Here is a 26,491-nt window from a genome sequence, read left to right as displayed (position 1 = left end):
CTATTTTGCGCTATCCTCTCCGAATCCTTGCAGCTTCAGATGATCCATTTGAAGGGAGGTTCCGCGTACCTTATGGTTCCGGATAAGCGTAGAAGGATCATCCCCCAGCATACCCGCCGTCAGCACCGCATCCTCGCCGAACTTATCCCGGAGCTGGTCCATGACCCGGTTCAGCTGCTCCCGCTTAGGCTGCTTCTCGAAGTCGAACAGATCCAGCTGGACCGCGGCCTTCGACTTGTCATCCAGGTTCTGGAGGGTGATCCCCAGGAGCCGGATCGGCTGGCCGTTCCTCCAATGCTTGGCATAGAGCTGGCAGGCGGTCTTATACACCTCGTCCGCATCCTCCGTCGGCCGCTCCAGCGTAACCGAACGGGTGATGGTCTTCATGCTGGGATTGCGGATGGTGATCTGGACCGTGGAGGCCAACAGCCCCTGCCTGCGAATTCTCCGGCAGACCTGATCGGCCAGATTCAGGAACACCCGGTTCACCTCGCCGGAATCCGTCAGATCCTTCGGAAGGGTCGTCGTGTGGCCGATGGATTTGCTCGGCTCCTGCTCGGGGTTCACCGGGGTATCGTCCAATCCGTTTGCCGCCCGGTGCAGCCACGCGCCTACGATGCCGAAGTGGGCCATCAGGAAGCTCTCGTCCGTCTTGGCCAGCTCGCCGATGGTCCGGATGGACAGCTTGGACAGCTTCTCAGCCGTCCGGCTTCCGATTCCGTACAGATAGGAACAGGGCATATCCCACAGGACCGACGGCACATCCCGCAGGCGGAGAACGGATATACCGTTCGGCTTCTTCATATCTGACGCCATCTTGGCCAGCAGCTTGTTCGGAGCGATTCCGATGGAGCAGGGCAGGCCCAGCTCGGTCCGAATGCGACGCTGCAGCTCCTCTGCAATTGCAAGCGGCGTGCCGAACTGCTTCGAGCCCGTGATATCCACGAAGCATTCATCGATGGACATGGCCTCGAGCAGAGGCGAATAGCTGTAGGCCAGATTCATGAATCGGCGGGAGAACTGGCGGTAGAGATCGAAGTCCGGCCGGATCAGGATGAGCTCGGGACACAGCCGCATGGCTTCCCGGACCTGCATGCCGGTCTTCACTCCGCGGCCGCGTGCCGCATAGGAGGAGGTCACGATGATCCCCTTGCGGAGCTCCACGCTGCCGGCCACCGCCAACGGCTTGCCCGCATAATCGCCGGGATTCACCGCTTCATGAACCGAGCAGTAGAAAGCATTCATATCGATATGCAGTATGACCCTGCCGTTCTTCGGATAATACTCCTTGTTCATCTCCGACATGGTACCCGATCCTTTACCGTAGGATGTTGCTTCCTCTTAAGCTTACCGCCGTCCCGGAGGCGGGTCAAGCTTCAACGCAGAGAACGCAGGGCCAGGGTCCCGGCCTTTTTTGCGCAATCCCCTTTCGGTACCTTAAAATTATGCTATAATAATAAATTATACATTCGCTTAACGCAGTAATGCGCGGAAGTGATGATCCGCTGGTACAGGCGGAACGGACTAGGATACAGGGGGGCGTAACATGGACCAAGTGAAAGTTTTTGACACCACCCTTCGTGACGGCACCCAAGGGGAAGGCATCAGCTTGTCGGTGGAGGATAAATTGAAGATCGCCCTGCGGCTCGACGCCATGGGCATCCATTATATAGAAGGCGGATGGCCGGGCAGCAACAGCAAGGATATTGAATTCTTCAAGCGGATCAAGGAAGTGAAGCTGAACCACGCCAAGATCAGCGCCTTCGGCAGCACCCGCCGCAAGGGCTCCGCCGCCGCGGAGGACGTGAACCTGAACCGGATCGTCGAATCCGGCGTAGAGGTCGCCTCCATCTTCGGCAAGTCTTGGGACTTCCACGTTCATACCGCCATTCAGACCACACTGGAAGAGAATCTGGCGATGATCCACGATTCCGTCGCATACCTGAAATCCAACGGGCTTGAGGTTATCTACTTGGCCGAGCACTTCTTTGACGGCTTCAAGAATAATGAAGAATACGCGCTCCAGACCGTCCGCCAAGCCGAAGATGCCGGAGCCGATTGGGTCGTACTCTGCGACACCAACGGCGGCACCCTGCCGACGGAGATCGGCGACATCGTCCGCCGCGTATGCTCCGAGCTGAAGACGCCTGTCGGCATCCACGCCCACAACGACTGCGAGCTGGGAGTCGCCAATTCGTTGGCTGCGGTCGCGGCCGGGGCCCGTCAAGTCCAGGGCACCTTCAACGGTCTGGGCGAGCGCTGCGGCAACGCCAACCTGTGCTCCGTCATTCCGAATCTTCAATTGAAGATGAAGTATCGCTGTGTCAGCGACGAGCAGTTGGCCGGGTTGACCGGCGCAGCGCGTTATGTGAGCGAGATCGCCAATATCCATATGCAGCCCAATCAGCCGTTCGTAGGCACCGCGGCCTTCGCCCACAAGGGAGGCATCCACGTATCGGCCATCCTGAAGGCGTCCAGCACTTATGAGCACATTGAGCCGGAGCTGGTCGGCAACAAGCAGCGGGTTCTGGTCTCCGAGCTGGCGGGCCAGAGCAACATATACGCCAAGGCCCAGGAACTGAATCTGGACTTAAATAAGGAAACGGAGAAAACCAAAGCCGTTATCGAGCGGATTAAGGAACTGGAGCATCAAGGCTTCCAATTCGAGGGCGCTGACGCCTCCCTGGAGCTCCTGCTCCGCGAAGCCTTCGGCGAGCTGGATCCCATCTTCTCCTTGGAGTCCTTCAAGATCTTGGTCGAGAAATCCGGCGATAATCCTTTCGCCACAGAAGCCATCGTTAAGGTTAAGGTCCACGGGGAAACGATCTTTACAGCAGCCGAGGGCAACGGCCCCGTCAACGCCTTGGACAGTGCGCTGCGCAAGGCCCTGGTCAAGTATTATCCGGACATCGTCCAGATGCACCTGGCGGATTATAAAGTCCGCGTGCTGGACGAGAAGGATGCGACGGCCGCCAAGGTTCGGGTGCTCATCGAGTCTACCGACTTCCAGAACAGCTGGAATACGGTCGGCGTATCGGGCAATATTATCGAAGCCAGCTACAATGCCCTGGTGGACAGCATCCGGTATTCTCTTATCGGCAAGCAGCGCGTCCGGAACACCCAGGATGAAGCCCAGATCGGACAGATCGGGATCGTCAACCATTAATTATTCCCCCATACAAAAAGCCTTCGGCACCGGATATCCGGCGGTCGAAGGCTTTTTGTATGGGATTATTAGACGCTGGCGTTACATCTCAATCAGCTTCTTCAGCTTCTTCTCCAGCTCCTTAGGCTCCAACAGGTTGATCATCTCCACCACAACCCCGTTGCGGTCGATCAGGAAACTGGTGGGAATGACCTGGAACCGGTAGAGCTCAGCCGCCTCCAGCTTCTCGTCCAGCAGGACCGGGAAGCCGAAGCGGTACCGTTCGGCGAAGGCTCTTGCGGACTTCACATCATCATTACCCGTTACATTCACCGCGTAGAGATCCAGCTGGTCCTTGTACTTCTCATACAGCCGGGCCAGATCAGGCGCTTCTTCCTCGCAGGGACTGCACCAGGACGCCCAGAAGTTCAGCAGCATCGGCTTGTCCCGCTTGCCTCCCACGCTATAGGTGTTGCCATCCAGGCCTTTTAAGGTGAAGGCCGGCGCATTGTACTGCGCTTTCGCAGCCGTCTGGGCGGGCAGGCTTTCTTTGGCTTGGCCGAAATCCCGATACAGGGCTACCACTGCCAGAAGCAGGACCACGACGAGAACGGCCATATTTTTCTTGGTCATGATGGGCACTCCTCTGAAGGGTCATGTTTATTTACGGGCCATACAAGTATCATACCCCAATTGGGGCAAAATACAAAGGTATGAAGGTCTTCCGCCCCGGCAACATTAGTACGGACAATTTGAGAAGAGGAGCCACTTCCATGGAAAAGACCAAAAACAAACGGCTTCAAGTGACATTCGAAAGCTTAATGGGACCTACCGCCGAGGAGGATTCGGCCGAGGAGACCGGCAAGGGGCAGAAGTCCAAGGAGAAGCACGGGAAGGACAAGAAAAAGTCCAAAGGTTTGGTCTGGGAATTCATCGCCATTGCCACCATTCCCATGGTCCTCGTCTTGGGGAACTCTATGCTGATCCCCATCCTGCCCGATATGGTCACGGAACTGGGCATCACGGATTTTCAGAGCAGCTTGATCATCACGCTCTTCTCCGTAACGGCAGGACTTTTCATTCCCGTATCGGGCTTTCTCTCCGACCGGTTCAGCCGGAAGGCCGTGATTATCCCATCGCTGATCACCTATGGTGCGGCAGGGGTGCTTGCCGGCTTCGGCGCCGTCTGGGGCTCCTACACCATCATTATTATTGCCCGCGCAATACAAGGCATCGGCGCTGCCGGAACAGCCCCCATCGCCATGGCGCTGGTGGGTGATATGTATAAGGGCGCAACCGAGAGTAAAGCGTTGGGCTTGACCGAAGCCTCCAACGGTACCGGCAAGGTTTTGAGCCCGATCATCGGGGCCGCGCTGGCCCTTATCGTCTGGTATGCCGCCTTCTTCGCCTTTCCGGCCTTCTGCCTTCTCTCCTTGCTTGCGGTGATGTTCATCATCAAGGAGCCGGAGAAGAACCGGGAGCCTCCGAAGCTTGGCGAGTACATCCATACGGTGCTATCCATTCTCAAAAAGAAGGCCCGCTGGCTGATCACTTCGTTCTTCGCAGGCTCCTTGGCCCTGTTCATCTTATTCGGTGTCCTGTTCTACCTGTCGCAAATTCTGGAGAAGGACCCCTATAATGTGGACGGCATTATGAAGGGCCTGATTCTGGCCATTCCTCTCCTGGGCATGGTCATTACCAGTTACACGACCGGCTCCCTGATCAAGAAGAACGGCAAGCTGATGCGGGAGCTCATGCTGATCGGCTTGGCCATGATGGTCGGCTCTTTGAGCGCCGCCATCTTCCTGAATACCAACATCTATATCTTCATCGGTCTGCTGACGCTCAGCAGCATCGGCACCGGGCTCGTACTCCCCTGCCTCAACACCATGATCACCGGCTCCGTAGAAAAAGCTCACCGCGGCATGATCACCTCCCTCTACAGCTCGCTCCGATTCCTGGGGGTGGCGGCAGGCCCGCCGCTGTTCGAGCTGCTGATGGACGTCTCCACGTACGCCGTGTTCATTACGGTTGCCTCGCTGTCCTTGATTACGCTTGGCTTGGTATTCTTCCTGATCAAGCCGGACGCCAAAGTCGCGTAGGGCAAGCTGCCAGGACGGGATCCCTTATCCCGTCCTTCCTTTTTTTCCAGGAGGGATGTTACAATACCCCTAATGCAGCTTGCACAGAAGGGACCGCGCCACATGACCGATCGACCCGAAACCGTGTGTATTCCACAAGCCCTTGCGGAAGAACTCATGGAATACTGCCTGATCTGCCGCCCCCTCGAGGCTTGCGGCATATTGTACGGCACCTGCTGCCCCACCTCCCACGAAATTCAGGTGAACCGATTCCGTCCGATCCCCAACCATGCTCCCCTGCCTGAGTCACAATTCGCCTTCCCGCCCGAGATATGGGTCGAAGCCAGTATGGCCGCGCTGACTCCATCCCCGGGTGAGGATCAGCTAGTCGGGATCTTCCACTCTCATCCGGTCAGTCCCGCCTTTCCCTCCGGAGAGGACCTGCGGCTGGAATGGAGCTTAGCCACCTATGCCATCGTCTCCCTGCAGCAAAAAAAACCTTCCATCCGCTGCTACCATCCCCAACCGGGTGATGTATGGCGCGAACAGAAGGTTATGATCCGTAATGGCTGAGATGGGCATACAGCTCGCCCAGATTCGATATCCCCTTCTCCCGGATGTCCACCAGCATCTTGGACCACAGGCGGGCCGTCATAATGGAATCGTCCAGCGCGTGATGACGCTGCAGCACCTCCACCCCGTAGAGATCCAGAATGGCATCCAAGTCATAGCGCCCGCGCTTCGGGTGAAGCCACATGGCGATCATCATCGTATCCAGCACCCGGTGGGACAGGTTCACCTTGGAGGTTTTCCACAAGGCGGAATTCAGGAAGTGCTTGTCATGTCCGCTGCCGTGAGCGATCAGCACCCTTCTCTGCACAAATTCGAGGAAGCCTCTCAGCCCATCGATGAGCTCCGGCGCCTGCTCCACCATCTCATTGGTGATCCCCGTCAGCTCCGTAATCTCTATCGGCACATTCCGCCTGGGATTCACCAGGCTGTAGAACCGGTCCTCTTGTGTCTCCGAGACCACTCCGCCCCGGATCTGAATCGCGCCTATGGATAGAATCTCATCCCCATTGTACGGCGAGAAGCCTGTGGTCTCCAGATCGAATACCACCGCCTCCATCGTCTCCAATTGAACGTCATAGAGCGAATTCTTACGCTGTTCCTTCATCACGGAGCGGATGAAGGCCATCTGCTGGGCGTTACGAGCATCAAACATGGACGTGATAGCCGGCGTGATACCACCCATCTTGTAGAGCTGCCACATCCGGCCTGCCGGTCCCGTGTCCTTCATCCCTTCCACCTCCGGTATACCATCATGTACATCCCGATTTACCTTTTATCCGTCTCCATGGCATGGATCGTTTTCTCTACATATTTATGAAGCTTCTGCCCGGTTCTCAGGGCCGCCTTCAGCTCCTGCTTCCGGCTCTTCGTCAAGAGCGCCCCCGGCAGCACGCCGCTGGACTGGTAATAGCCATCCTCCAGCTTGCTGGAGGTTAGCGACCGGAGCCGCAGCACCGTGTCGAACGCATTCCGCCAATCGACGGTCAGCTTCTCCTCCTCCAGCCCTCTCCTCTGCATGGCCCCGATCCGGTCCAGAGTTCCCGATTCCAGGAGACCATGCCGGATGGCCAGCAGGCGGATCGCATTGACCAGGGGAATGTAGGCTCCGTACTTGATATCAATGCCGCCCATATCCTCGCCGAAGCGCTCGGGGATCAGATTGCCCAGAACGCCGAGGGAGACCTTGCGGCGCAGCGTATTCCGAAGCAGCGCACCGAGCAGCTCCCGGCTGCCGGCTACACGCTCGTGCATCCGTTCCTTCAGAACACCGGCCAGCTCATGGTCGCCGTGAATGCAGCGCATATCCCCCACGATCAGCAGATACCGGATATTTTCCCAGTTCGGATCCTCCATCCAGGCGTCCAAGGTGCTCCTCCACCCGTCCACGCTTTGGGCCCACAGCGGCTGATTGCACATCACATTGCCTTCGCATGGCGGATAGCCCAGACGGAAGAGCTTCTCTACGATCAACGAGCCTAACGTTTCAAAATATAGGCGGACCTGCTCCGCCAGGCCCGGTGCCGGATTCTCATAGATCAGGCCGTTGTCCTGATCGCTCCACATGGTCTGCTCCCGCCGTCCTCCGCTGCCGAAGAGCAGCATGGCATAGCGGACCGGCGGCGCCCCAAGGCCGCTCTCCGCCAGCTCCCGCTCCGCCTCGCTAACGGCAAAACGGATCAAGCGGTCGTGAATCCCGTTGATCCACTCGTTCCAATCCTCCGGCAGGGTCTCTTGGGGGACGGATCGTGCTCCTTCATGGATTCGGTCGCGCAGCCCGCGCAGGGTCTCTATATCCCGGGCCGACTCGATAACCGCCCGGATCTCCTCCAAATGGAATGCCATGGTACGATCCCCTTCCCGCCTGTGCCGTCTGGAAGTAAACAGGAGGCGGCTCTTTGAGCGGCCTCCTGTTCCTGTATCTGTATATCGTTTGATCTTAACCGGAAATCGAGTTGTAGCCGGAAGCTTTTTTCATTTGCTCCGGATAGCCGTAGCTGCCGTGCTCGGAGAGGTCAAGACCGATTACCTCTTCTTCTTCGGTAACGCGCAGACCCATGATCAGCTTCAGGATGTAGAGCAGCACGAACGCGACGATGAAGGAGTATGCGCCGGCGGATACGACACCGTAGAGCTGTACCCAGAATTGATCGAAGCCGCCGCCATAGAACAGGCCTTCCTTACCGATGCCGACCTTCTCCGCCAGCTCCGGAGTGGCGAACAGACCGTTGGAGAGGGTTCCCCACACCCCAGCCGCGCCGTGTACGGACAGTGCGCTGATCGGATCGTCAATCTTCAGTTTATCAAAGAATTTCATGGAATAGAAGACCAATACGCCTGCAACCAGACCGATTACGACAGCGGCCCACGGATCAACGAAAGCACAGGAGGCGGTGATGGCTACGAGACCGGCCAGCGCGCCGTTCAGCATCGTCGGCACGTCAGCTTTGCCGAGAACGATCCAGGAGATCAGAAGCGCGGAGACGGCGCCGCCTGCAGCACCCAGCTGCGTGTTGAATGCTACGAAGCCGAAGAAGCCATCGCCTACAGCCAGAGTGGAACCGGCGTTGAAGCCGAACCAGCCTACCCACAGGAGCAGAACGGACAAGGCGGAGAATACTTGGTTGTGACCCAGGATAGAGTTCACCGTGCCATCCTTGTTGAATTTGCCGATACGGGGCTTCAGCAGGATCGTTCCGGCCAGTGCGGCCATAGCGCCGGTCAAGTGAACGACGGTAGAACCAGCGAAGTCTTGCTTGCCGTGCTCAGCCAGCCAGCCGCCGCCCCAGATCCAGTGAGCGATGACCGGATAGATCAGCGCGGTGAAGAGCACCGAGAACACCAGGTATACGGAGAGCTTAGCACGCTCTGCGAAGCCGCCCCATGCGATGGAGAGGGAAACCGCAGCGAATGCGAATTGGAACATGAACATGATCGTCGGCGGCAGCGCGTCGGAGCTGGCGATAGCCGGATTGAAGAAGGCGTCTGCCAGACCGCCTACGAAGGAGTTGCCTTCGGAGAAGATCAGGCTGTAACCAACCGCCCAGAAGACGATGGTACAGAGGCCGACGGTGAAGATCGTCTTACCGGCTACGTGGCCGGCGTTCTTCATCCGGGTGGAGCCCGTTTCCAGAAGAATGAACCCGCCTTGCATCAGAAGGACCAGTACGGCTGCGAGCAGCGTCCACAATCCGTTCAGCGAGATGGTGAGCTGTGCCGGCGTCGGGTCATCTGCCGCAAAGGCCATCGTCGGGAACAGCAAGCTCAAAGCACCTGTCGTCCACAGTAATTTTCTTAACATTTCGACCACTTCCCTCTCTTAATGTTATGTTTTATAACATCTGATGAAATTCTTAATGTCATTATATACGGGAGAGTGGGGTTTGACAACATCTATTTTTGTAAAATACGAAAAATTGGATTGTATTCTTAACATATAATTCGTGTTTTCAAGCTCCGTGTAATTTATCGTGACATATATAGGAGGATATTCGCATACAAAAGCATCACGTTTGACTGTATGGTTAGCATCCGTTAAACTGAAATTGGAGGTGATTGCCATGGGGATATGACTCTATACCGGGTAGGCGAGCTTGCCAAGCTGACGGACACCAGTCCGCGCACCATTGATTATTACACGCAGCTGGGTCTGATCCATCCCGTCAAGAGGATGGATAATCATTACCGTTATTACAATGATGAAACCATTTCTAGATTGAAACGTATTGAAACCATGAAGAAAGAGAAGTATTCCCTGGAAGAGATCAAAGCCAATCTGGATCGTCTGGACCGTGTCAGCTCGCAGGAGGATGTGGCAGATAAACTCACATCCTTACAGCTTCACATGCAGCAGCTCGAGAAGGAAGTGAAGGAACTGGAGCCCTTGATCGACCAGCTAAAGCCGAACCAAGCCAAGCAATTGTTTAAGCTTCTGACGCCCCACGGGGCGGCCTGCATCGAAGCGATCATGATCTTGCTGGGCAAAGGCCCGCTCCTCTGACTTCTGTGCATACTATATAAAAAGGAGTGTTTAGCATTATGCTGTTTACCCCATGGACTTTGTTGATCGTGTTGGCATTCGGTCTAAGCCTCTGGGCACAATTCCGAGTGAAGGGAACGTTCAACCGTTACGAACAGGTTCCCACAAGCTCCGGCATGACCGGCTATGAGGCCGCCCGCCGGATGCTGGATGACAACGGCCTGTACAACATCCCGGTCGAACCGGTGCCGGGCCGCCTGTCCGACCACTATGACCCGATCGCCAAGGCGGTACGCCTGTCCGAGCCAGTCTACTACGGCAACTCCATCTCCTCTGTCAGCGTCGCCTGCCATGAAGTGGGTCATGCCATTCAAGACAAGGTACGTTACCCCATGCTGGTGGCCCGCCACCGGATGTTCCCGATGGTGAACTTCGCAAGCGGCGTCGCTCCGTTCCTGTTCATCGCAGGCTTCCTGTTCAAATTCAGCGGCCTTCTGCTCCTGGGTATCCTGTTCTTCAGCGCCGCGGTGCTGTTCCAGGTCATCACTCTTCCGGTGGAGTTCAACGCCTCCTCCCGGGCCAGAGCCCAGATGGTCAGCCTCGGCTTCATCCGCAACATGGAAGAAAGCATGGCCGGCAAGGTGCTCGGCGCCGCCGCACTGACCTATGTGGCCGCCGCCCTGATCAGCGTGCTCCAGCTCTTGGAGTATATCTGGATCTTCAACCGCTCGGACGATTGATTGGAGTGTAGATGAAAAAGCCCCGGTTTCGGGGCTTTTTTTGTTGGGGTTGGTTTCCCGATTTTAGTATGGTCACATAACAAAGATCGTCCCTATTGGCCGAGAGTGCCGGATAGGGACGATCTGCGTTTCTGTTATAGGTTCATGAAAGCTTGGGCTAATCCAAGCCCGTTTCTATCTTTCGAAATATTTGAGAAGGAAGCACCGGAACAGCTCGGCCACCGGCGTAAGCTTCTCATCCTTACGCCGGATGAGCCCGATGGTACGGGTTACCTTCGGTTCGGTGACGCGCAGCTTGGCCGGCTCCAGGGGACTGACCTCTGTCAGGGCCATCTCTGGCAAGAGCCCTACCCCAAGTCCCGCGGCCACAAGGCCTCGAATCGTATCCGTCTCCTCGCCCTCGAATCCGATCTGCGGAACGAATCCCGCCGCCTTGCAGGCATCCAGCACGATCGTGCGCAGCGAATAGGCGTCGCTGAACATTACGAACGGGTCCTGCTTCAATTGGCTGAGACGGATCGATTCCGATCCGGCCAAAGGATGCTGCTGCGGCACGACAGCATACAGCTCCTCGGAGAGCAGCAGCTCCCCGGTCACTTGATCATGCGTCTCTGGAAACGGGGAGATGAAGGACAGGTCAATCTCTCCGCCGCTCAGATCGCGAATCAGGCTGCTATAGGTTCCTTGGCGAAGCCGGAACTTCACCTTCGGGTGCAGCTTGCGGAACTCCGCCACTACAGTGGGCAGCAGGCTGATGCCTAAGCTGTGGGGAAATCCGATTCGAACCTCTCCCAGCTCCGGATCCAGAAATTCATGTACCTCCTGCACAGCCCGCTCCAGATCGGAGAGCACGCCTTCGACCCGGTCCAGGAACAGCTTCCCCACCGGGGTCAGCTGCAAATTCCGCCCCTTCTGAACGAACAGCGATACGCCAAGCTCCTGCTCCAACTGATGAATTTGGCGGCTGACGGCCGATTGGGCCACATGAAGCTCCTCCGATGCTTGCGTTACATGCTGCTTAATTGCGACTTTAATAAAATACTGAAGTTGTCTGAGCTCCACAGACCCAACCGATCCTTTCAAACGAAGAAATTTGTCGAATTGTGACATATATCATATCTTAATTGGACAACGCCCGTTTAGACATATTATAATGAGAAAGGCTCAATTCCCATTCATTTCAAATGAAAAACTTACAAGGAGGTTCTACTCCCATGGCACAAGAACGCACTGGCGTAGCTACACTGAAAGGCAACCCGATCACACTGGTAGGCAATCCGGTTCAAGTCGGCGACCAAGCTCCGGACTTCACCGTCAACAAAGATCTGGTGACCGAAGTATCCTTGAAGGACTATGCCGGCAAAGTCAAGCTGATCAGCGTGGTTCCTTCCCTCGATACCGGCGTATGCGACGCACAGACCCGCCGCTTCAACCAAGAAGCCGCCAACCTGGGCGATAACGTCGCCATCCTGACCATCAGCGTGGACCTTCCGTTCGCCCAAGCCCGCTGGTGCGGCGCCGCAGGCATCGACAAGGTCGTCACCTTGTCCGACTACAAGAACCTGAGCTTCGGCGAAGCTTACGGGGTCGTCATCAAGGAGCTGCGCCTTCTGATGCGCTCCATCTTCGTCCTAGACGCCAACGACAAGATCGCCTATATCGAGGTTCTGCCGGAAATGACCGAGCACCCGAACTACGAAGCGGCTATCGAAGCCGTGAAGAAGCTGGTCTAAAGCTCCATACCGTCATATAGCCAAATAAAAACAGCGGGAAACGAAAGCTTCCGCTGTTTTTTTGCATTGAAGTGAACCGATGATCCAATCTATGTAGTTTTGTACGAAGCCAGCTTCCGGTCCAGCTCTTTGTACAGCTCAAGGATCGTACGGTAGTTGGAGCCCAGATCGCCCATGGAGCCTCGGGATGCGGAATAGATATCCACCGCCGTCTTGGAGGGGCCCAAGTCGAATACCGTAATGGTGATATCCTGAACGCGGCCGAGAAGCGTCTTCTTCTCAACCACGATCTCGCCAACATTGGGGACTTCGTGAAGCAGCTTGTAACCGTTCATTTTCTTTATGGTCGATACGACCTCTTCCCAAGCCTTGGCTTTGGATAACCGGTAGTGGTGCGTCTTCAGAAGCGGATCCCGCGCCTTCTCACCGGTCTGCTCAAAACTTCGGACGATGCCGATCAAGGTTCTCTTAAGCAAAACGCCTTTCCCCCTTTGGTGAATCGAAATGAAGCGATTGCCACGGAATCTGACCCTTCCATATTACCATTCTTTTGACCGGATAAAAAGAGGAGATTGGGCCCCGCGCAAAATTGTCATCGAATCGGTTCCAGATCAATCCGCCCCATCAGGGATTTCACGTCATCCAGCCGGATGCTGCCGGCTTCCTCCGTCAGAGCGTCTGCCGTTGCGGCCGCCGCTGCCAGGCGGATGCATTCCTCCGGCCCTTGCTTCTTGTACAGCCCCATACACAGGCCGCCGACAAACGAGTCCCCGCAGCCCACTGCATTGACGGCATGCAGCTCCGGGATCCGCACGCGGAAGATCGCGCCGTTCATGCCGGCCAAGGCTCCCCGGCTCCCCAAGGTCACCGCCACACAGGCGATTCCTTTGTCCATCAGGTGCCGGACCGCATCTGCGATCTCACTGTCCGACGCAGGCGTCCGCCCTAGAATGTCTGCGATCTCGTGCTCATTCGGCTTCACGCAGGTCGGAATCGCTTCGATGCCGGCCAAGAGAGCCGGCCCGCTGGCATCCAGCACCGTCAGGGCTCCCTCCTGCCGGGCAATCTCGATGAAATCCGCATACAGATTCGCCGGGGCGCCGAGCGGCAGGCTGCCGTTGATGGCGATGATGGAGGATTCGGAGGCCAGCTGGCGAAGCTTGTCCTTCATGGAGAGGATCTCATCATCGCCTACCGTCGGTCCCTGCTCCAGAATCTCGGTGGTCAGTCCGCTGAACTGGTCGATGATATTCAGACTGACCCTGGATTCCCCCTGCACCTTCACGAAGTCATGGAGGATTCCCGTCCGTGACAGCTCCGATTCGATATAAGAACCGTTAAATCCGGCTACGAAGCCGGTAGCAAGGACGGGGCAGCCCAGTTGATGGGCTACCCTCGCCGCGTTGATGCCTTTGCCTCCAGGGGCCGTATGCATGACCGGTACCCGGTTGACGCGTCCGATTTCCAGACTGCCGAGGAAACACGTTTTGTCGATGGTTGCGTTGAGGGTTACTGTGGTTATCATGGGGACGGATTATCCTCTCAGGAAGTGCTGAAGCTCAACGCCCAACGCCTTCTCCTCCTCCGGGAGAACCACGTTGCGGAACACGTGCCAAGTCTCCCGGTGAGTCACGGTGGCGCCAGGCTCCAGAACGGTCAGCTCGCTCAAGCTCTCCAGCTCCAGGAAGTGATCGTTGACGTATGCCTCGAACGACACACCGTAATCGGGATACCGGCCTCCCATGTGATGCTCGAAGTACTTCACGAACAAGCAGTCGCCGTTCAGATAGGCCGCCCAGCCGTTCTCGTTGTTGGTTCCGATCTTGAAGGCCGACGGGCCCGAATCCTGACGGATCCGAATGAAGTCATTCCCCCAGGTCACTCTTGGATCATCCATCCGGCTGTAAGGCCACAAGGCCAGAATCCGGTTGCCCAGCAGCCCGGTCTCCCGCTTCACCTGCGGAACGAAGGCCTGGCCGCCCTGCGCCATCACGGACAGCGCCCATACGGACAATTCAGCAGACCATGCGCCCAGATTGGTAATCCGGTGAATGACGGTCACCTCTCCGCTCTCATCCATGGTCAGCTCCATCTGCTTCTGGAGCTGGTTCCATTTCTCCGGCGGGGGAGTCAGAATGACCCCCTTCTCCGTAGCGGTCCATGTCACCGGCACATTGTCCGGGTAATAGCTCCGGGGATTCCCCTCCGGACTGGTCCAGAGGCGGTGTCCTCCGTAAATATACCAGGTGTCTCCGCTCTCCGAGTAGCGGTCCACAGGCACCTGAATGGAGCGCTCCGTGTCTTCCTTGAATAAGTTCGGTCCGCCGGTGAAGCCGTAACGGATAATCCGCGGGCCGAGTTCAATGGTTGCCACCGCATCCACGATCCCGTTGCTGATCTCCACACACTTGCCCCAAGCTCCGTATGAGATGGTTCGGACTGTTATGGCCATGCCTCAATCCCCTTTTTGCGCTGCGTTACACCCGCCGGAAGCCCAGATGCGCCATAAACCGGTCATAAGCCGCCATTCCGTCACCTGTACGCTTGTAGACGCCGGCATCGGACAGCACGCGGGCGAACTTGTGTCCGACCTCTTCCTCCATGACGCGCGCGGCTTGCTCCTTGGACAGGGCCGTTCCGTAACGGGCCTGCAGTTCCGATATCCACGCTGCATGCTTGGCAAGCGGATGCTCTTCTTTATTCCATTCGCCGTCCGCACCGTTTTCTCCTGTCAGGATGGCTGCAATTTCCTCCAATTCCTGCTTCAAGCGTCCCGGCAGCACGGCGAGGCCCATCACCTCGATCAGGCCGATGTTCTCTTTCTTGATATGGTGAAGGTCGGCATGGGGATGGAAGATGCCCATGGGATGCTCCTCCGAGGTCCGGTTATTCCGAAGCACCAGGTCCAGCTCATACTCACCCTGTGCGTTCTTCCGCGCAATCGGAGTAATCGTATTGTGGGGGGTCGGAACGCCATCCGGCACGGTCTCCGCATGGATCGCTGCAGCCGCATCGGAGTAGCCCCGCCATTCCTGCAGAATCCGGTCGGCCAGTTCGATGAGCGTCTCCTGCTCGGGGCCCGAGATCCGGACGACGGACATGGGCCACTTCACGCGGCCGATCTTCACCTGCGGCAGACCCGGAGCCTCATACGCTTGCTCGACCGGAGCCTTTTCCATCGGGAAGATGTGACGGCCGCCTTGGAAATGATCATGGTTCAGGATGGAGCCGCCGACGATGGGCAGATCCGCATTGGAGCCGATGAAGTAGTGCCCGAACTGCCCGATGAAGTCCAACAGATGGACGAACGTCTTGCGGGACACCTTCATAGGCGTGTGCTCGGCGCTCAGAATGATGCAGTGTTCGTTGTAGTAAACGTAGGGCGAATATTGGAAAAACCAGGCTTTGCCGGCCAAGGTCAAAGGGATGATCCGGTGGTTCTGGCGTGCCGGGTGGTTCAAGCGCCCCGCATAACCGACGTTCTCCACGCACAGCAGGCACTTGGGATACTTGCTCTGAGGCAAATTCCGCTCGGCGGCGATGTCCTTCGGATCCTTCTCCGGCTTTGACAGGTTGATGGTGATTTCCAGATCGCCGTATTCCGTCGGCGCCAGCCAGTAGCCATTCTTCTTGATCCGGTCCATCCGGATATAGTTGGAATTGATGGACAGGCCGTAAAACCGGTCCGTCGCCTCTTGGATGGACTGGCCGCGGGCGGTGGCCCAGAATTCCCGAGCCACCTCAGACTGCCGGGGCATCAAGTGTCCCATGATCCGGGCATCCATCAGGTCCCGGTATCCCATCGTATCGGCGGGAAGAAGCCCCTTCTCCGCCGTGTAGTCCAGAATCCGTTCCAGAATCGGGACGGGACTGTCCGCCCGCTCTTCGGGGAGCGGGCCCTCATAGGGCTCCGCCACTCCCAGAAGAGCCAGAAGGGCGTTGGTGGCGGCCCATTCGTCGCCTTCGCCCAGCATGCCGTTTTCCCGGCCGAAGCGGACCAGAAGTGCTATATCTTGCGCGATGGTGCATTCGCTCATGGTTGTCGTCTCCCTCTTAGTCCTCGTAGCCGTTCGGATGGGATTTGTGCCAGTTCCACGCGGTCTCGATGATATGCTCCAGACTGTCGCGCTTCGGCTGCCAGCCCAGCTCGCGCTTCGCCTTCTCGGAGGACGCTACCAGAGCAGCCGGATCGCCGGCGCGGCGGCCTTCGATAGATACCGGGATCGGATGGCCGGTGACCTTGCGGGCCATGTCGATGACTTCCTTGACGGAGAAGCCTTTGCCGTTGCCCAGGTTATAGATGCTGCTTGCCCCGCCTGCCCGCAGATGCTTCACGGCCAGCAGATGCGCATCGGCCAGGTCGGAGACGTGCAGGTAATCCCGGATGCAGGTGCCGTCCGCCGTCGGATAATCCTCGCCGAAGACGGAGATGTGCGGACGCTTGCCCAGCGGAACCTGCAGAATCAGCGGGATCAGGTGGGTCTCCGGATTGTGGTCCTCTCCGATCTTGCCGCTCTCATGTGCCCCGCAGGCGTTGAAGTAGCGCAGGGATACGTACTTTACGTTGTGGGCCGTGTCGAACCACTTCATCATTTTTTCCATGGCCAGCTTGGTCTCGCCGTAGGTATTGGTCGGGAAGGTCCGGTCGTCCTCGAGAATCGGGATGTTCTCCGGCTCGCCGTAGGTGGCGGCTGTTGACGAGAAGACGATCTTGTTCACGCCGTATTCATTCATCTTCTCCAGGAGGCACAGGGTTCCGTATACGTTGTTGTGGTAATATTTGGCCGGATCCTTCATGCTCTCACCCACCAGTGAGTTGGCTGCGAAGTGAATCACCGCGTCAATCGCATTCTCCTTGAAGACCGTATCCAGAAACTCCTTATCCCGGATATCGCCTACGTACAGCTTCCCCCCAACCACCGCGTCCTTATGTCCTTGATACAGGTTGTCGACGATGACGACCTCTTCGTTGTTCGCGATGAGCTCCGCTACGGTATGGGATCCGATATAGCCTGCCCCGCCGGTTACCAATACTGCCATCTCTACCACTCCTTATAAATTCTGGAATCTAATCTAGGATATGAATCTATTATATAGAAAGAATAATTTCAACGCTTGCCTTATTCCGTAACTTCCTTCACGCCGTCGCCGATATCCGCCACGTAGAAATCCGCTTTGTAATCGGTGCGCTCGGCATAGTTCCGGCCCACCTGCTCGATGAAAGCATCCACCATATCGTCGCGGACCAGCGATACCGTACAGCCGCCGAAACCTGCGCCGGTCATACGGGCGCCCAGTACGCCCTCGATCTTGCGGGCTTCCTCAACCATTACGTCCAGCTCCTTGCAGGTTACCTCATACAGCTCGCGCAGGGAGTCGCCGGACCCGTTCATCATCTGGCCGAAGCGGACCAGATCGTTGGCCTTCAGGGCATCCACCGACTGGAGCACCCGGTCGATCTCCTCCACCACGTGGCGGGCGCGCTTCAGAACGGTGGGATCCTGGATTAGATGGGCGTTGGCATCGAACTGTTCCTTGGTCAGCTCTCCCAGGAGCTGCAGGTTCGGGAACGCGGCACGCAGATAGACGACTGCCTGCTCGCATTGGGCGCGGCGGGTGTTGTATTCCGAATCCACCAATCCCCGGCGCTTATTGGTGTTGCCCACAACAATCTTGTAGCCCTGCGCCTTAAAAGGCACCAGCTGGTATTCCAGCGTGCTGCACATCAGAAGCACGGCATGGTCCTTCTTGCCGTTCGCAATGACGAACTGGTCCATGATGCCGCACTTGACGCCCATGAACTGGTTCTCCGCCTCTTGAGCGGCCAGAGCCAGCTGCACTCGGTCAATCGGATGGCCTTCCATAGACATAAAGCCGTACGCAGTGGCCAGATGGATGGATGCCGAGGACGAGAGGCCCGCACCGTTCGGGATCTCCCCGTGGAACAGTGCGTCATACCCGCCGAAGGTAAAGCCCCGCTTGGCCAGGTGAACCAGAATGGACTTCGGGTAGTTGATCCAGTCATGAGCTTCGTCATAGACGGCGGTTTCCATGGTGAATTCGCCCTGAAGGTCGAAGTTGGTGGATGCCAGCCGGATGACGTTGTCGTTCCGCTTGCGGATCAGCATGAAGGTGCCGAAGGTCAAGGCCGCCGGGAACACATATCCGCCGTTATAATCTGTATGCTCTCCGATCAGGTTCACACGCCCGGGAGCCAGGAAGACCCGGATACCGTCGGCGCTTCCGCCGAAGCGTTCGGTGAATTGACGTTTCAACTGCTCAAGCTTTTCGTTTGCCATGTGTGGCACCATCCTTTAAGTAGATTAGGAATTATATTGATTGGGATTACGGAATACACTTCGCAGAATGAGCGCCGCGGCCCCGATCATGCCGCAATCGTCGCCCAGACCGGCGGGACCGATGTAGGTCTTCTTGATGTTGTTGGCCATGGACCGAAGGGCCGCCTCCTCCTTCAGCCCGTCGAAGAGGAAGTCTCCGCCATTGGAAACGCCGCCGCCGATCAGGACCATCTCGGGATTCAGAAGGTTCACGATCACCGACAGCGCGCTGCCGATGTGCCGTCCCGCTTCGTCCAGGAGGCGGATGGCATAGGCGTCTGCCTGCAGCGCCGCTTGATGTATCAGCTCGCCGGTGATCCGGCCGGGCTCTCCCCCGGCAAGCTGCAGCAGATGAGGCGCCAGCCCTGCAGACGCGTCATGCCGGGCCTGCCGTTCGATGGCGGGGCCGGAGGCCAAGGTGGACAGGCAGCCGACAATGCCGCAGAAGCAGCGCTCGCCCGTATCCTGCACCCGGATGTGGCCGATCTCTCCGGCTCCGAAGTGGGCGCCGCGGATCAGCTCTCCGTTCACGTAGATGCCCGAGCCGATTCCCGTACCGATGTTCAGGAATACGAAATTGCCCACCTCCGCCGCCTTGCCGAACCACTTCTCCCCCAGAGCCATGGCCCGGGCATCGTTATCGATGGTGACGGGGAGGCCGAATTCCCGGCTGAAGGGCTCTGCGATCGGCACATCCTCCCACTGGAAAGCAGGCGCGTAGAGGGAGATGCCCCGGTCCGGATCGACCAGGCCGTGGATTCCCATGCCGATGCCGATAAAGCGGTCCGTCTCCAGCCCGGAGGCCGCCATCACGTCGCGGATCGATTGGCGGATCACCCCCAGAATCTCTTCCGGCTCTGTCCTATCGCCGAAGGGAAGCGTCACCTTGTGCTGGATCCGCCCCTCCAGATCCGTGATTCCGGTCGAAACATCGGTGGTTCCCATATCGACCCCGATCACATAATAGGCATCCGGGTTCAGCTCGATCATCATGGGCTTGCGGCCGCCGCTGGAGGCGCCGATGCCCGTCTCCCGCACCAGTCCGTTCTCGATCAGGCTGCCGACGTTGCTGGAGACGGTGGCCGGGTTCAAGCCGGTCAGCTTGGAAATCTCGGCCCGGGAGATCGGTCCCTTGGTCCGGACGATCTGCAGAATGGTGGCGGTGTTGATGTCCTTGATAAGGCTTTTGTTCGCTGTGCTGAAAAATTCCATACGCCACATACTTTCTTTATTTACTAAATAAAGTATTTGATGTACCCATTGTAGCAGGTCTCTTTTCGGCTTTCAAGACCTAGTTTTGTCGAAGGGTGCGCATTGCATCCGGCGATAGGCCACCCACATTACCTTCGCATAAAAATGCCCGGTCTCTTCGGGATAGTGCGGCAAAAATGCGGGAATCTAGGAACAAAGGACTTGATTTCCGACCGAAGAAAGGATGGGCTGCTATGGAACCCAGTCACCGCTATCTGACCCGTACCCGGGTAACGGAGCCCTTCCACGATCCCCATCTGCTCCGCGATATATGGGGGGCGCCTTGGGGGGTCATCAACGGCACCGGCACCCTCCGCAAGGTGCTTGTCCACCGTCCGGGCGACGAGGTGCTGAAGCTTCATCGACATGCCGAGCAAATCGAGTCGGGCCCCGTGCTGACCGGGGCCATCCACGGGCGGTCGCCCCATGAGCTTCACGGGCAGGAGATGGCTCGCCTGGACGCGCTGCAGGAGCAGCATGACGCCTTGACGGTCCTGCTGCACGAGCACGGGGTGGAGACCGTAGAAGCCGGAGACGCCAACGGTTGGCCCGAGCGCCTCTTCGTCCGCGACTCGGGCATGGTGGTGCCGGGAGGCGTCATCATACCCAGGTTCGCCCTCTACATTCGATACGGCGAAGCGGCTCTGGCCGCCCGCACCTTTCATTCCCTCGGCATGCCTGTTCTGGGTATGGTCCAGGGCAGCGGATTCGCAGAAGGTGGCAGCTTCACCATGCTGGATGCCCGGACGGCGGTCATCGGCCGGTCTGAGCGGGTTAATGCGGAGGGAATCCGCCAAATCGGGGCCATACTAGATTTTCAGAACGTCCGCCTCTTAGCCGTGGATCTTCCTTCGACCATCATTCACCTCGATGAAGCCTTCCTGATGGTGGACCGCCGGAAGGCCTTGGTGAACACAGCCCTGCTCCCCTTCTGGTTCCTGGATGAGCTGCACAACCGCCAGATCGAGCTCCTCCATGCCGATCCGTCGGACCATCCTCTGAGCATCAACGGGTTGGTGCTTGGCCCCGGCAAGGTTCTACTCTCCGACACGGCCTGCAGAACCATCGAGCTTCTGGACCGCTGCGGCGTGGAGGTCATTCCTGCCAAGGTTACCGAATTCTTCAAGCTTGGAGGAGGTATCCACTGCCTTACCCTGCCGCTAATCCGGGACCATGTCTAGCCTATGCACCTCCAACTATTAGTTTATCTATTAAACGAACTATGTTATAATGGGTGTACTTTATAGATGAGGTGAGAGGACATGAAGGTCTTTTTAGGTATCGATCTGGGCACTTCCGCCGTGAAATGTATTCTGGTCAACGAGCAAGGAGCCGTTGTAGGCAGCCATAGCGAGGAATATCCGCTGTCGCAGCCCCATCCCGGCTGGGCGGAGCAGAACCCGGAGGATTGGTGGACGAAGTCTGCGCTCTGTATTAAGGAGCTGCTGAAGAAAACCGGCATTGCCGGCTCCCAGGTTGCCGGCGTCGGCCTGTCCGGCCAGATGCACGGCTCCGTCTTCCTGGACGAGGCCCTGCAGGTCGTGCGTCCCGCTCTTCTCTGGTGCGACCAGAGGACCGGAAGCCAATGCGAATGGATCGAGCAGCAGGTCGGCGCGAAGCGGCTGGGCGAGCTGACCGGCAATAAAGCGCTTACCGGCTTCACCGCGCCCAAGGCAGTATGGCTGAAGCAAGAGGAGCCCGAGCTCTATGCCCGGACCCGCCATCTGATGCTGCCGAAGGATTATGTCCGCCTGCAGCTGACCGGCCAATTCGGCATGGACATGGCGGATGCCAGCGGCACCCTGCTGCTGGACGTCGCCAACCGGCGTTGGTCCCGGGAGGTAGTCGAGGCCCTGGATCTTCCGATGGAATGGCTCCCCCCTCTCTTCGAGAGCAACGATATTGCCGGCCATCTCTTGGCCTCGGCAGCGGAAGCGACCGGCCTGGCCGAGGGGACCCCTGTGGTGGCCGGCGGCGGCGACCAAGCTTGCGGGGCCGTAGGAGTCGGCGTTGTGAAGAGCGGCATCGCCTCCGTCGCTCTGGGCACCTCCGGTGTCGTCTTCGTCCATGACGACAGCTACCAGGTGGATGCGGAATGCCGCCTCCACTCATTCTGCCACGGCGTTCCCGGCAAGTGGCACCGGATGGGTGTCATGCTGTCCGCCGGCGGCTCCTTCCAATGGTGGAAGAACCAGTTCGGGTACGAAGAGCTCCAGAAAGCCGCCCAAGAGGGCCGCGATGTCTACGAATACTTGACTGCACTGGCCGAGACCGCGCCTCTGGGCAGCGAAGGCCTGTTGTTCCTCCCCTACCTGACCGGCGAGCGCACGCCTCATCCGGATCCGAAAGCACGCGGCGGCTTCATCGGCCTGAACCTGCGGCATACCAAGGCTCACCTGACCCGTGCCGTCCTCGAGGGCATTACCTTCGGCCTGCGCGACTCTCTGGAGCTGATGAAGGAATCCTCCGTCGAGATCAGCGAGCTGCGGGTCAACGGCGGCGGCGCCCGCAGCCTGTTCTGGCGCCAGATGATCGCCGACATCTTCGGCTATCCCGTCGTCACCGTCAATTCGACGGACGGCCCGGCTTATGGCGCGGCAGTCATGGCTGCCTCCGGCGTCCTGAAGCGCGATACCTCGGAGCTATGCGAGAGCTGGATCCAGGTTGTCGATCGGGTTGAGCCGAATCCGGCCAACAGCGCCAAGTATGAAGCCTATTACAAGATCTACCGTTCGCTTTACCCGACCTTGAAGGAGACCCTTCATCAGCTGACCGATCTGGCCGTGAAGTCATAAGCAAGCAAAAAAAAGGGCTGTCCCGATGCCGCAAGGCAACGGAGACAGCCCTTATCCTGTTCAAAAAGAAAACCCGCCTATGCCGTCCGATCCACATGCTTCAAACCCGCTCTCGCAGGTGGGTGTCCGCAGCCGCGTTTTTGAAGTCCCTTTTCGAGGGCATGTCAGCCGCGCGGCAATGTAGGTCTCCCTAGAAACATCCATTGGTTCAAAACAACGTAGGATCATAACGCACATCGCAGGATTTTGTACCCTCATTATAGCCCTTGCGTCCGCCAATGTAAACCGGTAGACCGGCTAAAGCTTATGGGATGCTTGCCGGATTCCGGCAACCGGCTCAATCTTTAGTCTGCACCGGTTCGTCCGCATTATTCAGAAGCGCGGCTTCTTCCTTCTCACGCTGCTTCTCCGCCTTGTCTTGGATCCGCTGGAAGCTCCGGTAGAAGTACCAGAAGGAGGCATACGCCATCAGGCTCCCCATGAAGAACGGGATCAGGAACGTATACTTGCTGCTGATATACAGGATCAAGCCGTTGGTCACCAGAATGGCGATGGAGGTAAAGGGTTGTCCCAGCGTCATGATGAACGCATTGCGGATCAGCTGGAGCAGCTTCATGTTGAAGTGTACCGTCATGGACAGGAAATTTATTAACGCTGCCCCGAACACCACGGTGAAGGAGATGAACAGAAGCGACAGATACCGCAAACCGTCCGACCGATCGGAATAGAAGTCCAGGTTCACCACCAGGATGGCCCCCAGGAAAGCGAAGATCAGACCGCCCAGCATGCTCTGCTTGTAGTTCTCCTTGTAGTTGCGGAAGTAAGTCTTGAACAGCGGCACGTCCTCGTCACCCATAATCCACTTGCGGGCAACTCCGAACATGGCAGCGGTTGCCGGAATCAGCGTAAACGGCGCCACGACGGCCAGCATCCAGAACATGCTCAGAATCTGATCGTTGGTTGCGTCCGGTGTGATCATCAGGGATAAGAGTAAGAAGAAGAATGGAATCGAGCAGAACACCCATAACAGATTGATGGCCGAGAACCTCATAATCCATTCCGATATGCGGTAAAAACCGCCCATTAAACCTCGCATTTCCACGAGTAGTTCCTCCTTGTCGCTGCTGGCAGATCGTTGTTGGTGCTCCAGCAGTTATGCTAACGTTCTCTTATTATAGCCTATTTCGAGCCGGATCGGTAGACGCCGGGATCCCGCAGTTGTGTCAACATCTGCCGCTGCAGCAAAAAAAGAACGAAGGGCCGCCGGAGCGGACCCTTCGTCCATGGATCAACCGCCGCCATTAGCGGTTGGCGAAATCCTCTTCACGCGCAGGACGGTCTCCTCCGCGGTTGCCCTTGTACCCGCCGCGATCACCGCCGCTGCCGCCGCGGTCTCCGCCGCTGCCGCCGTCACGGTAGGAACGGCCTTCGTAGCCGCCGCCTTCCTTCCGGCCGGAATGGCTGCGGTGCCCGCCGTGCCCGCCGTGTCCGCCCGGACGGTCTCCGCCGGTGCGGCGCCCGCCGCCGTAGCCGCCGCCATAGCCGCCGGAACCACCCGGACGGCGTCCGGCCGAACGGATGTCGTTATACGGACGGCGCTTCACGCGGATCGGTTCCTCCGGAGTCAGCTCGATCTGCACGTCGCTGTGCTCGCCTGCCAGAAGCTTCATGGCCGCGCCCAGCAGCACGACGGAATCATATTGCTCCAACAACTGAATGGCGGTTGCCTTGAATTCGTGAATATCGCCGTTGTCGACGATCTCCAGAATCTGTTGGGCCAGGATCCGCTGTTTGCCTTCCATAGCCTCTGCAATGGTGGGCAGCTGACGCTTCGGAATCCGGTGACGGGTTACGCGCTCGATCAGGTGCAGATGGTCGATTTCACGAGGAGTGACGAACGTATAGGACGTTCCCTCCTTGCCTGCACGGCCGGTACGGCCGATCCGGTGCACGTAGCTCTCCGGATCCTGCGGAAGGTCGAAGTTGATGACGTGGGTAACGCCCGATACGTCCAGACCGCGTGCCGCCACGTCGGTGGCTACCAGAACGTCGATGCTGCCGTCGCGGAACTTACGCATGACGTTGTCGCGCTGATTCTGGGACAGATCGCCATGAAGGCCTTCCGCGGAATAGCCGCGCTTCTGAAGAGCTTCTGCCAGCTCGTCAACCCGGCGCTTCGTCCGGCCGAATACGATGGCCAGCTCCGGAGCTTCCATATCTACAAGGCGGCACAGCGCTTCGAACTTCAATTTTTCCTGAACTTCAATGTAGCTTTGCTGAATCAGCGGAGCGCTGACTTGCTTCGGAATCACGGAGACATGCTCCGGATTGCGAAGGAACTGCTGCGCCAGCTTCTGGATGTTCGGCGGCATGGTAGCCGAGAACAGCATGGTGTGGCGGTTCTCCGGAACAAGCTTCAGGATGCTCTGGATGTCCTCCATGAAGCCCATGTCCAGCATTTCGTCTGCCTCGTCGAGGATGACGGTCTGCACATCGTCCAGCTTGATGGTCTTGCGGTTAATATGGTCAAGAAGACGGCCTGGGGTGCCGATGATGATCTGAGGACGCTTCTTCAGAGCGCGGATCTGCTTGACGATATCCTGCCCGCCGTAGATCGGCAGGGAACGGATGCCCTTGAATCGGCCCAGCTTGCCGATTTCTTCAGCCACCTGGATGGCCAGCTCGCGGGTCGGGCACATAACGAGCGCCACGATGCGCTCTTCGGTCACATCGATCTTATGGATAAGCGGCACGCTGAACGCGGCGGTCTTGCCGGTACCGGTCTGAGCCTGACCGATCAGGTCCTTGCCCTCCAGAGCCAGAGGAATGGTCTTCTCCTGGATCGGCGTTGCTTCTTCAAATCCCATCTCCGTGATCGCGCGAAGTACCTTCGGTTCCAAACCGAATTCGTTAAAAGTTTTCAATGCGTTCATTCTCCTTCTGCGCGGTTTTCCGGCTGGCCTGCCGGCTTCCGCGGCTTCAATGATTTACCCTTAAGTGCGACGCTTATATGCAAGGGGAACGATCCCGTACACTGCAACCCCGATCTCACAACCCATAAGTATATCCCTGGAAACTCAGGAAAATACAGCCGTACTTAAGAATATCTCTAACATTGTAGCATATATACAACAAAGATTGCCACTTTTCCGGGAGGCATTTTTGATCAGGCAGAATACGGGCAAGCGAAACCTCATGCGCCGGGTTCGCGTATATAGGGTTAAGCCTGAAGCCACTGACAAGGAGAGACTGTTCATGTCCATATTCAAGAGGATCGGCTCCATCATGAAGAGCCGCAAACCCGAGCCTGTTCCCGCCTCCCGGAATCCCTTCGAGGATTCGGGTGTCGGAGATATTGTGAACGTCGATTTGCAGCAGTACGTTATCACGGGAAAAGCGGAGTACTTCGACCGTGGCTACGCCCCCCACCGTTATGCCTATTATTTGCAGAACGGGCGTAATATTTCATGCCTGCTTGTGGAAAAAGGCCGCAGCTACGAATGCTTCCTCTGCGAATTTCTGGAGGGTTCCCTGGACAGCCCCGACGACGTGCCCGCCAAGCTCGACATCGACGGACAGCAATCCTTCACGCTGGAGCACCATCGTACCGATATGACCCGGACCCTGGGCAATACGGATTTTCGGAGCGGGGACGACGTGCTGTACTGGAGATATTTCGGCTCCGGAGAAGAGTACTTCTTCCTGCAATGGCAGGATGGCAAGTTCATCGCCATGCGCGGAGAACGGACTCCATCCTCCCAAGTCAAGTTCATGAAGACGTAAGATAGCCCTTTTGCGCGGCGGCGCACGTTCTACTATACTAATAGGTAGAGACAACCATCTTCCTACCCTAATGATG

24 protein-coding genes and 1 other RNA gene are annotated in these 26,491 nt (G+C 57.7%); 9 read left to right on the top strand and 16 right to left on the bottom strand.

Annotation, left to right across the window (positions count from 1 at the left end):
- Positions 1 to 1,296, bottom strand: coding sequence for a DNA polymerase IV (locus ACSEXW_RS23465; protein WP_438448675.1), 1,296 nt, complete (start codon positions 1,294 to 1,296; stop codon positions 1 to 3).
- A gap of 250 nt (positions 1,297 to 1,546) precedes the next feature.
- On the opposite strand from ACSEXW_RS23465, the gene cimA reads away from it, so the two are divergent.
- Positions 1,547 to 3,166, top strand: coding sequence for a citramalate synthase (gene cimA, locus ACSEXW_RS23460; protein WP_438448613.1), 1,620 nt, complete (start codon positions 1,547 to 1,549; stop codon positions 3,164 to 3,166).
- A gap of 81 nt (positions 3,167 to 3,247) precedes the next feature.
- On the opposite strand, the gene ACSEXW_RS23455 is transcribed toward cimA, so the two are convergent.
- On the bottom strand, positions 3,248 to 3,778 hold the full coding sequence (locus ACSEXW_RS23455) for a peroxiredoxin family protein (RefSeq protein ID WP_438448612.1): 531 nt from the start codon (positions 3,776 to 3,778) through the stop codon (positions 3,248 to 3,250).
- A gap of 140 nt (positions 3,779 to 3,918) precedes the next feature.
- On the opposite strand from ACSEXW_RS23455, the gene ACSEXW_RS23450 reads away from it, so the two are divergent.
- Together ACSEXW_RS23450 and ACSEXW_RS23445 are read left to right on the top strand one after the other, a co-directional pair.
- Positions 3,919 to 5,247, top strand: coding sequence for an MFS transporter (locus tag ACSEXW_RS23450; protein ID WP_438448611.1), 1,329 nt, complete (start codon positions 3,919 to 3,921; stop codon positions 5,245 to 5,247).
- A gap of 102 nt (positions 5,248 to 5,349) precedes the next feature.
- Positions 5,350 to 5,799 carry a M67 family metallopeptidase gene (locus ACSEXW_RS23445; RefSeq protein WP_438448610.1) on the top strand — a complete coding sequence of 150 codons (450 nt, stop codon included), beginning with the start codon at positions 5,350 to 5,352 and terminating at the stop codon, positions 5,797 to 5,799.
- On the opposite strand, the gene ACSEXW_RS23440 is transcribed toward ACSEXW_RS23445, so the two are convergent.
- From ACSEXW_RS23440 to ACSEXW_RS23430, 3 genes are all read right to left on the bottom strand, one after another.
- Positions 5,780 to 6,526, bottom strand: a complete 747-nt coding sequence (locus ACSEXW_RS23440; protein ID WP_438448609.1) for an exonuclease domain-containing protein — start codon at positions 6,524 to 6,526, stop codon at positions 5,780 to 5,782. The genes ACSEXW_RS23445 and ACSEXW_RS23440 overlap by 20 nt on opposite strands.
- Before the next feature lie 38 nt (positions 6,527 to 6,564).
- Positions 6,565 to 7,641, bottom strand: coding sequence for a DUF294 nucleotidyltransferase-like domain-containing protein (locus tag ACSEXW_RS23435; protein WP_438448608.1), 1,077 nt, complete (start codon positions 7,639 to 7,641; stop codon positions 6,565 to 6,567).
- 94 nt (positions 7,642 to 7,735) lie between these two features.
- Entirely contained in the window at positions 7,736 to 9,097 is a 1,362-nt protein-coding gene (locus ACSEXW_RS23430) for an ammonium transporter (RefSeq protein ID WP_438448607.1), read from the bottom strand.
- Between the two features lie 267 nt (positions 9,098 to 9,364).
- Here ACSEXW_RS23430 and ACSEXW_RS23425 point away from each other — a divergent pair, with 267 nt between their 5' ends.
- Positions 9,365 to 9,796 (top strand): MerR family transcriptional regulator, encoded by a 432-nt coding sequence (locus tag ACSEXW_RS23425; protein ID WP_438448606.1) that lies wholly within the window; start codon positions 9,365 to 9,367, stop codon positions 9,794 to 9,796.
- A 38-nt stretch (positions 9,797 to 9,834) separates the two neighbouring features.
- Positions 9,835 to 10,515, top strand: coding sequence for a zinc metallopeptidase (locus tag ACSEXW_RS23420; RefSeq protein ID WP_438448605.1), 681 nt, complete (start codon positions 9,835 to 9,837; stop codon positions 10,513 to 10,515).
- A 174-nt stretch (positions 10,516 to 10,689) separates the two neighbouring features.
- Here the strand turns inward: ACSEXW_RS23420 and gltC are convergent, their stop codons facing one another.
- Positions 10,690 to 11,577 carry a glutamate biosynthesis transcriptional regulator GltC gene (gltC, locus tag ACSEXW_RS23415; protein WP_438448604.1) on the bottom strand — a complete coding sequence of 296 codons (888 nt, stop codon included), beginning with the start codon at positions 11,575 to 11,577 and terminating at the stop codon, positions 10,690 to 10,692.
- A gap of 152 nt (positions 11,578 to 11,729) precedes the next feature.
- Here gltC and tpx point away from each other — a divergent pair, with 152 nt between their 5' ends.
- Complete coding sequence (gene tpx, locus ACSEXW_RS23410; RefSeq protein WP_438448603.1) at positions 11,730 to 12,248, top strand: thiol peroxidase; 519 nt, start codon at positions 11,730 to 11,732, stop codon at positions 12,246 to 12,248.
- Positions 12,249 to 12,337: 89 nt separating this feature from the next.
- On the opposite strand, the gene ACSEXW_RS23405 is transcribed toward tpx, so the two are convergent.
- From ACSEXW_RS23405 to ACSEXW_RS23375, 7 genes are all read right to left on the bottom strand, one after another.
- Complete coding sequence (locus tag ACSEXW_RS23405) at positions 12,338 to 12,724, bottom strand: DUF1499 domain-containing protein (protein WP_438448602.1); 387 nt, start codon at positions 12,722 to 12,724, stop codon at positions 12,338 to 12,340.
- 116 nt (positions 12,725 to 12,840) lie between these two features.
- Positions 12,841 to 13,773, bottom strand: a complete 933-nt coding sequence (locus ACSEXW_RS23400; protein WP_438448601.1) for a 1-phosphofructokinase family hexose kinase — start codon at positions 13,771 to 13,773, stop codon at positions 12,841 to 12,843.
- 9 nt (positions 13,774 to 13,782) lie between these two features.
- On the bottom strand, positions 13,783 to 14,700 hold the full coding sequence (locus ACSEXW_RS23395; RefSeq protein WP_438448600.1) for a hypothetical protein: 918 nt from the start codon (positions 14,698 to 14,700) through the stop codon (positions 13,783 to 13,785).
- A 25-nt stretch (positions 14,701 to 14,725) separates the two neighbouring features.
- Positions 14,726 to 16,285, bottom strand: a complete 1,560-nt coding sequence (locus ACSEXW_RS23390; protein ID WP_438448599.1) for a UDP-glucose--hexose-1-phosphate uridylyltransferase — start codon at positions 16,283 to 16,285, stop codon at positions 14,726 to 14,728.
- A gap of 16 nt (positions 16,286 to 16,301) precedes the next feature.
- Positions 16,302 to 17,288, bottom strand: coding sequence for a UDP-glucose 4-epimerase GalE (gene galE / locus ACSEXW_RS23385; protein WP_438448598.1), 987 nt, complete (start codon positions 17,286 to 17,288; stop codon positions 16,302 to 16,304).
- An 80-nt stretch (positions 17,289 to 17,368) separates the two neighbouring features.
- Entirely contained in the window at positions 17,369 to 18,547 is a 1,179-nt protein-coding gene (locus tag ACSEXW_RS23380) for a galactokinase (RefSeq protein ID WP_438448597.1), read from the bottom strand.
- Positions 18,548 to 18,571: 24 nt separating this feature from the next.
- Positions 18,572 to 19,798 (bottom strand): ROK family transcriptional regulator, encoded by a 1,227-nt coding sequence (locus ACSEXW_RS23375; protein ID WP_438448596.1) that lies wholly within the window; start codon positions 19,796 to 19,798, stop codon positions 18,572 to 18,574.
- A 233-nt stretch (positions 19,799 to 20,031) separates the two neighbouring features.
- Between ACSEXW_RS23375 and ACSEXW_RS23370 the strand changes: the two genes are divergently transcribed.
- Complete coding sequence (locus ACSEXW_RS23370) at positions 20,032 to 21,018, top strand: dimethylarginine dimethylaminohydrolase family protein (protein ID WP_438448595.1); 987 nt, start codon at positions 20,032 to 20,034, stop codon at positions 21,016 to 21,018.
- Positions 21,019 to 21,099: 81 nt separating this feature from the next.
- Positions 21,100 to 22,632, top strand: a complete 1,533-nt coding sequence (gene xylB / locus ACSEXW_RS23365) for a xylulokinase (RefSeq protein WP_438448594.1) — start codon at positions 21,100 to 21,102, stop codon at positions 22,630 to 22,632.
- Positions 22,633 to 22,698: 66 nt separating this feature from the next.
- On the opposite strand, the gene ssrS is transcribed toward xylB, so the two are convergent.
- From ssrS to cshA, 3 genes are all read right to left on the bottom strand, one after another.
- A non-coding RNA gene (ssrS, locus tag ACSEXW_RS23360) (6S RNA) lies at positions 22,699 to 22,880 on the bottom strand.
- An 89-nt stretch (positions 22,881 to 22,969) separates the two neighbouring features.
- The gene (locus ACSEXW_RS23355; RefSeq protein WP_438448674.1) at positions 22,970 to 23,728 is read right to left on the bottom strand and encodes a YesL family protein; all 759 of its coding nucleotides are present in this window, start codon (positions 23,726 to 23,728) and stop codon (positions 22,970 to 22,972) included.
- A 205-nt stretch (positions 23,729 to 23,933) separates the two neighbouring features.
- Positions 23,934 to 25,556 carry a degradosome RNA helicase CshA gene (gene cshA / locus ACSEXW_RS23350; RefSeq protein ID WP_438448593.1) on the bottom strand — a complete coding sequence of 541 codons (1,623 nt, stop codon included), beginning with the start codon at positions 25,554 to 25,556 and terminating at the stop codon, positions 23,934 to 23,936.
- A 331-nt stretch (positions 25,557 to 25,887) separates the two neighbouring features.
- Between cshA and ACSEXW_RS23345 the strand changes: the two genes are divergently transcribed.
- Positions 25,888 to 26,415, top strand: a complete 528-nt coding sequence (locus ACSEXW_RS23345; RefSeq protein WP_438448592.1) for a DUF4178 domain-containing protein — start codon at positions 25,888 to 25,890, stop codon at positions 26,413 to 26,415.
- Positions 26,416 to 26,491 lie beyond the last annotated feature (76 nt).

Origin of the sequence: Oryzibacillus soli (assembly GCF_051594765.1) — a bacterium.
Taxonomy (GTDB): Bacteria; Bacillota; Bacilli; order Paenibacillales; family NBRC-103111; genus Paenibacillus_AR.
The sequence above is the reverse complement of the archived record's forward strand: the minus strand, read 5'-3'. Positions and strand labels throughout refer to the sequence as shown.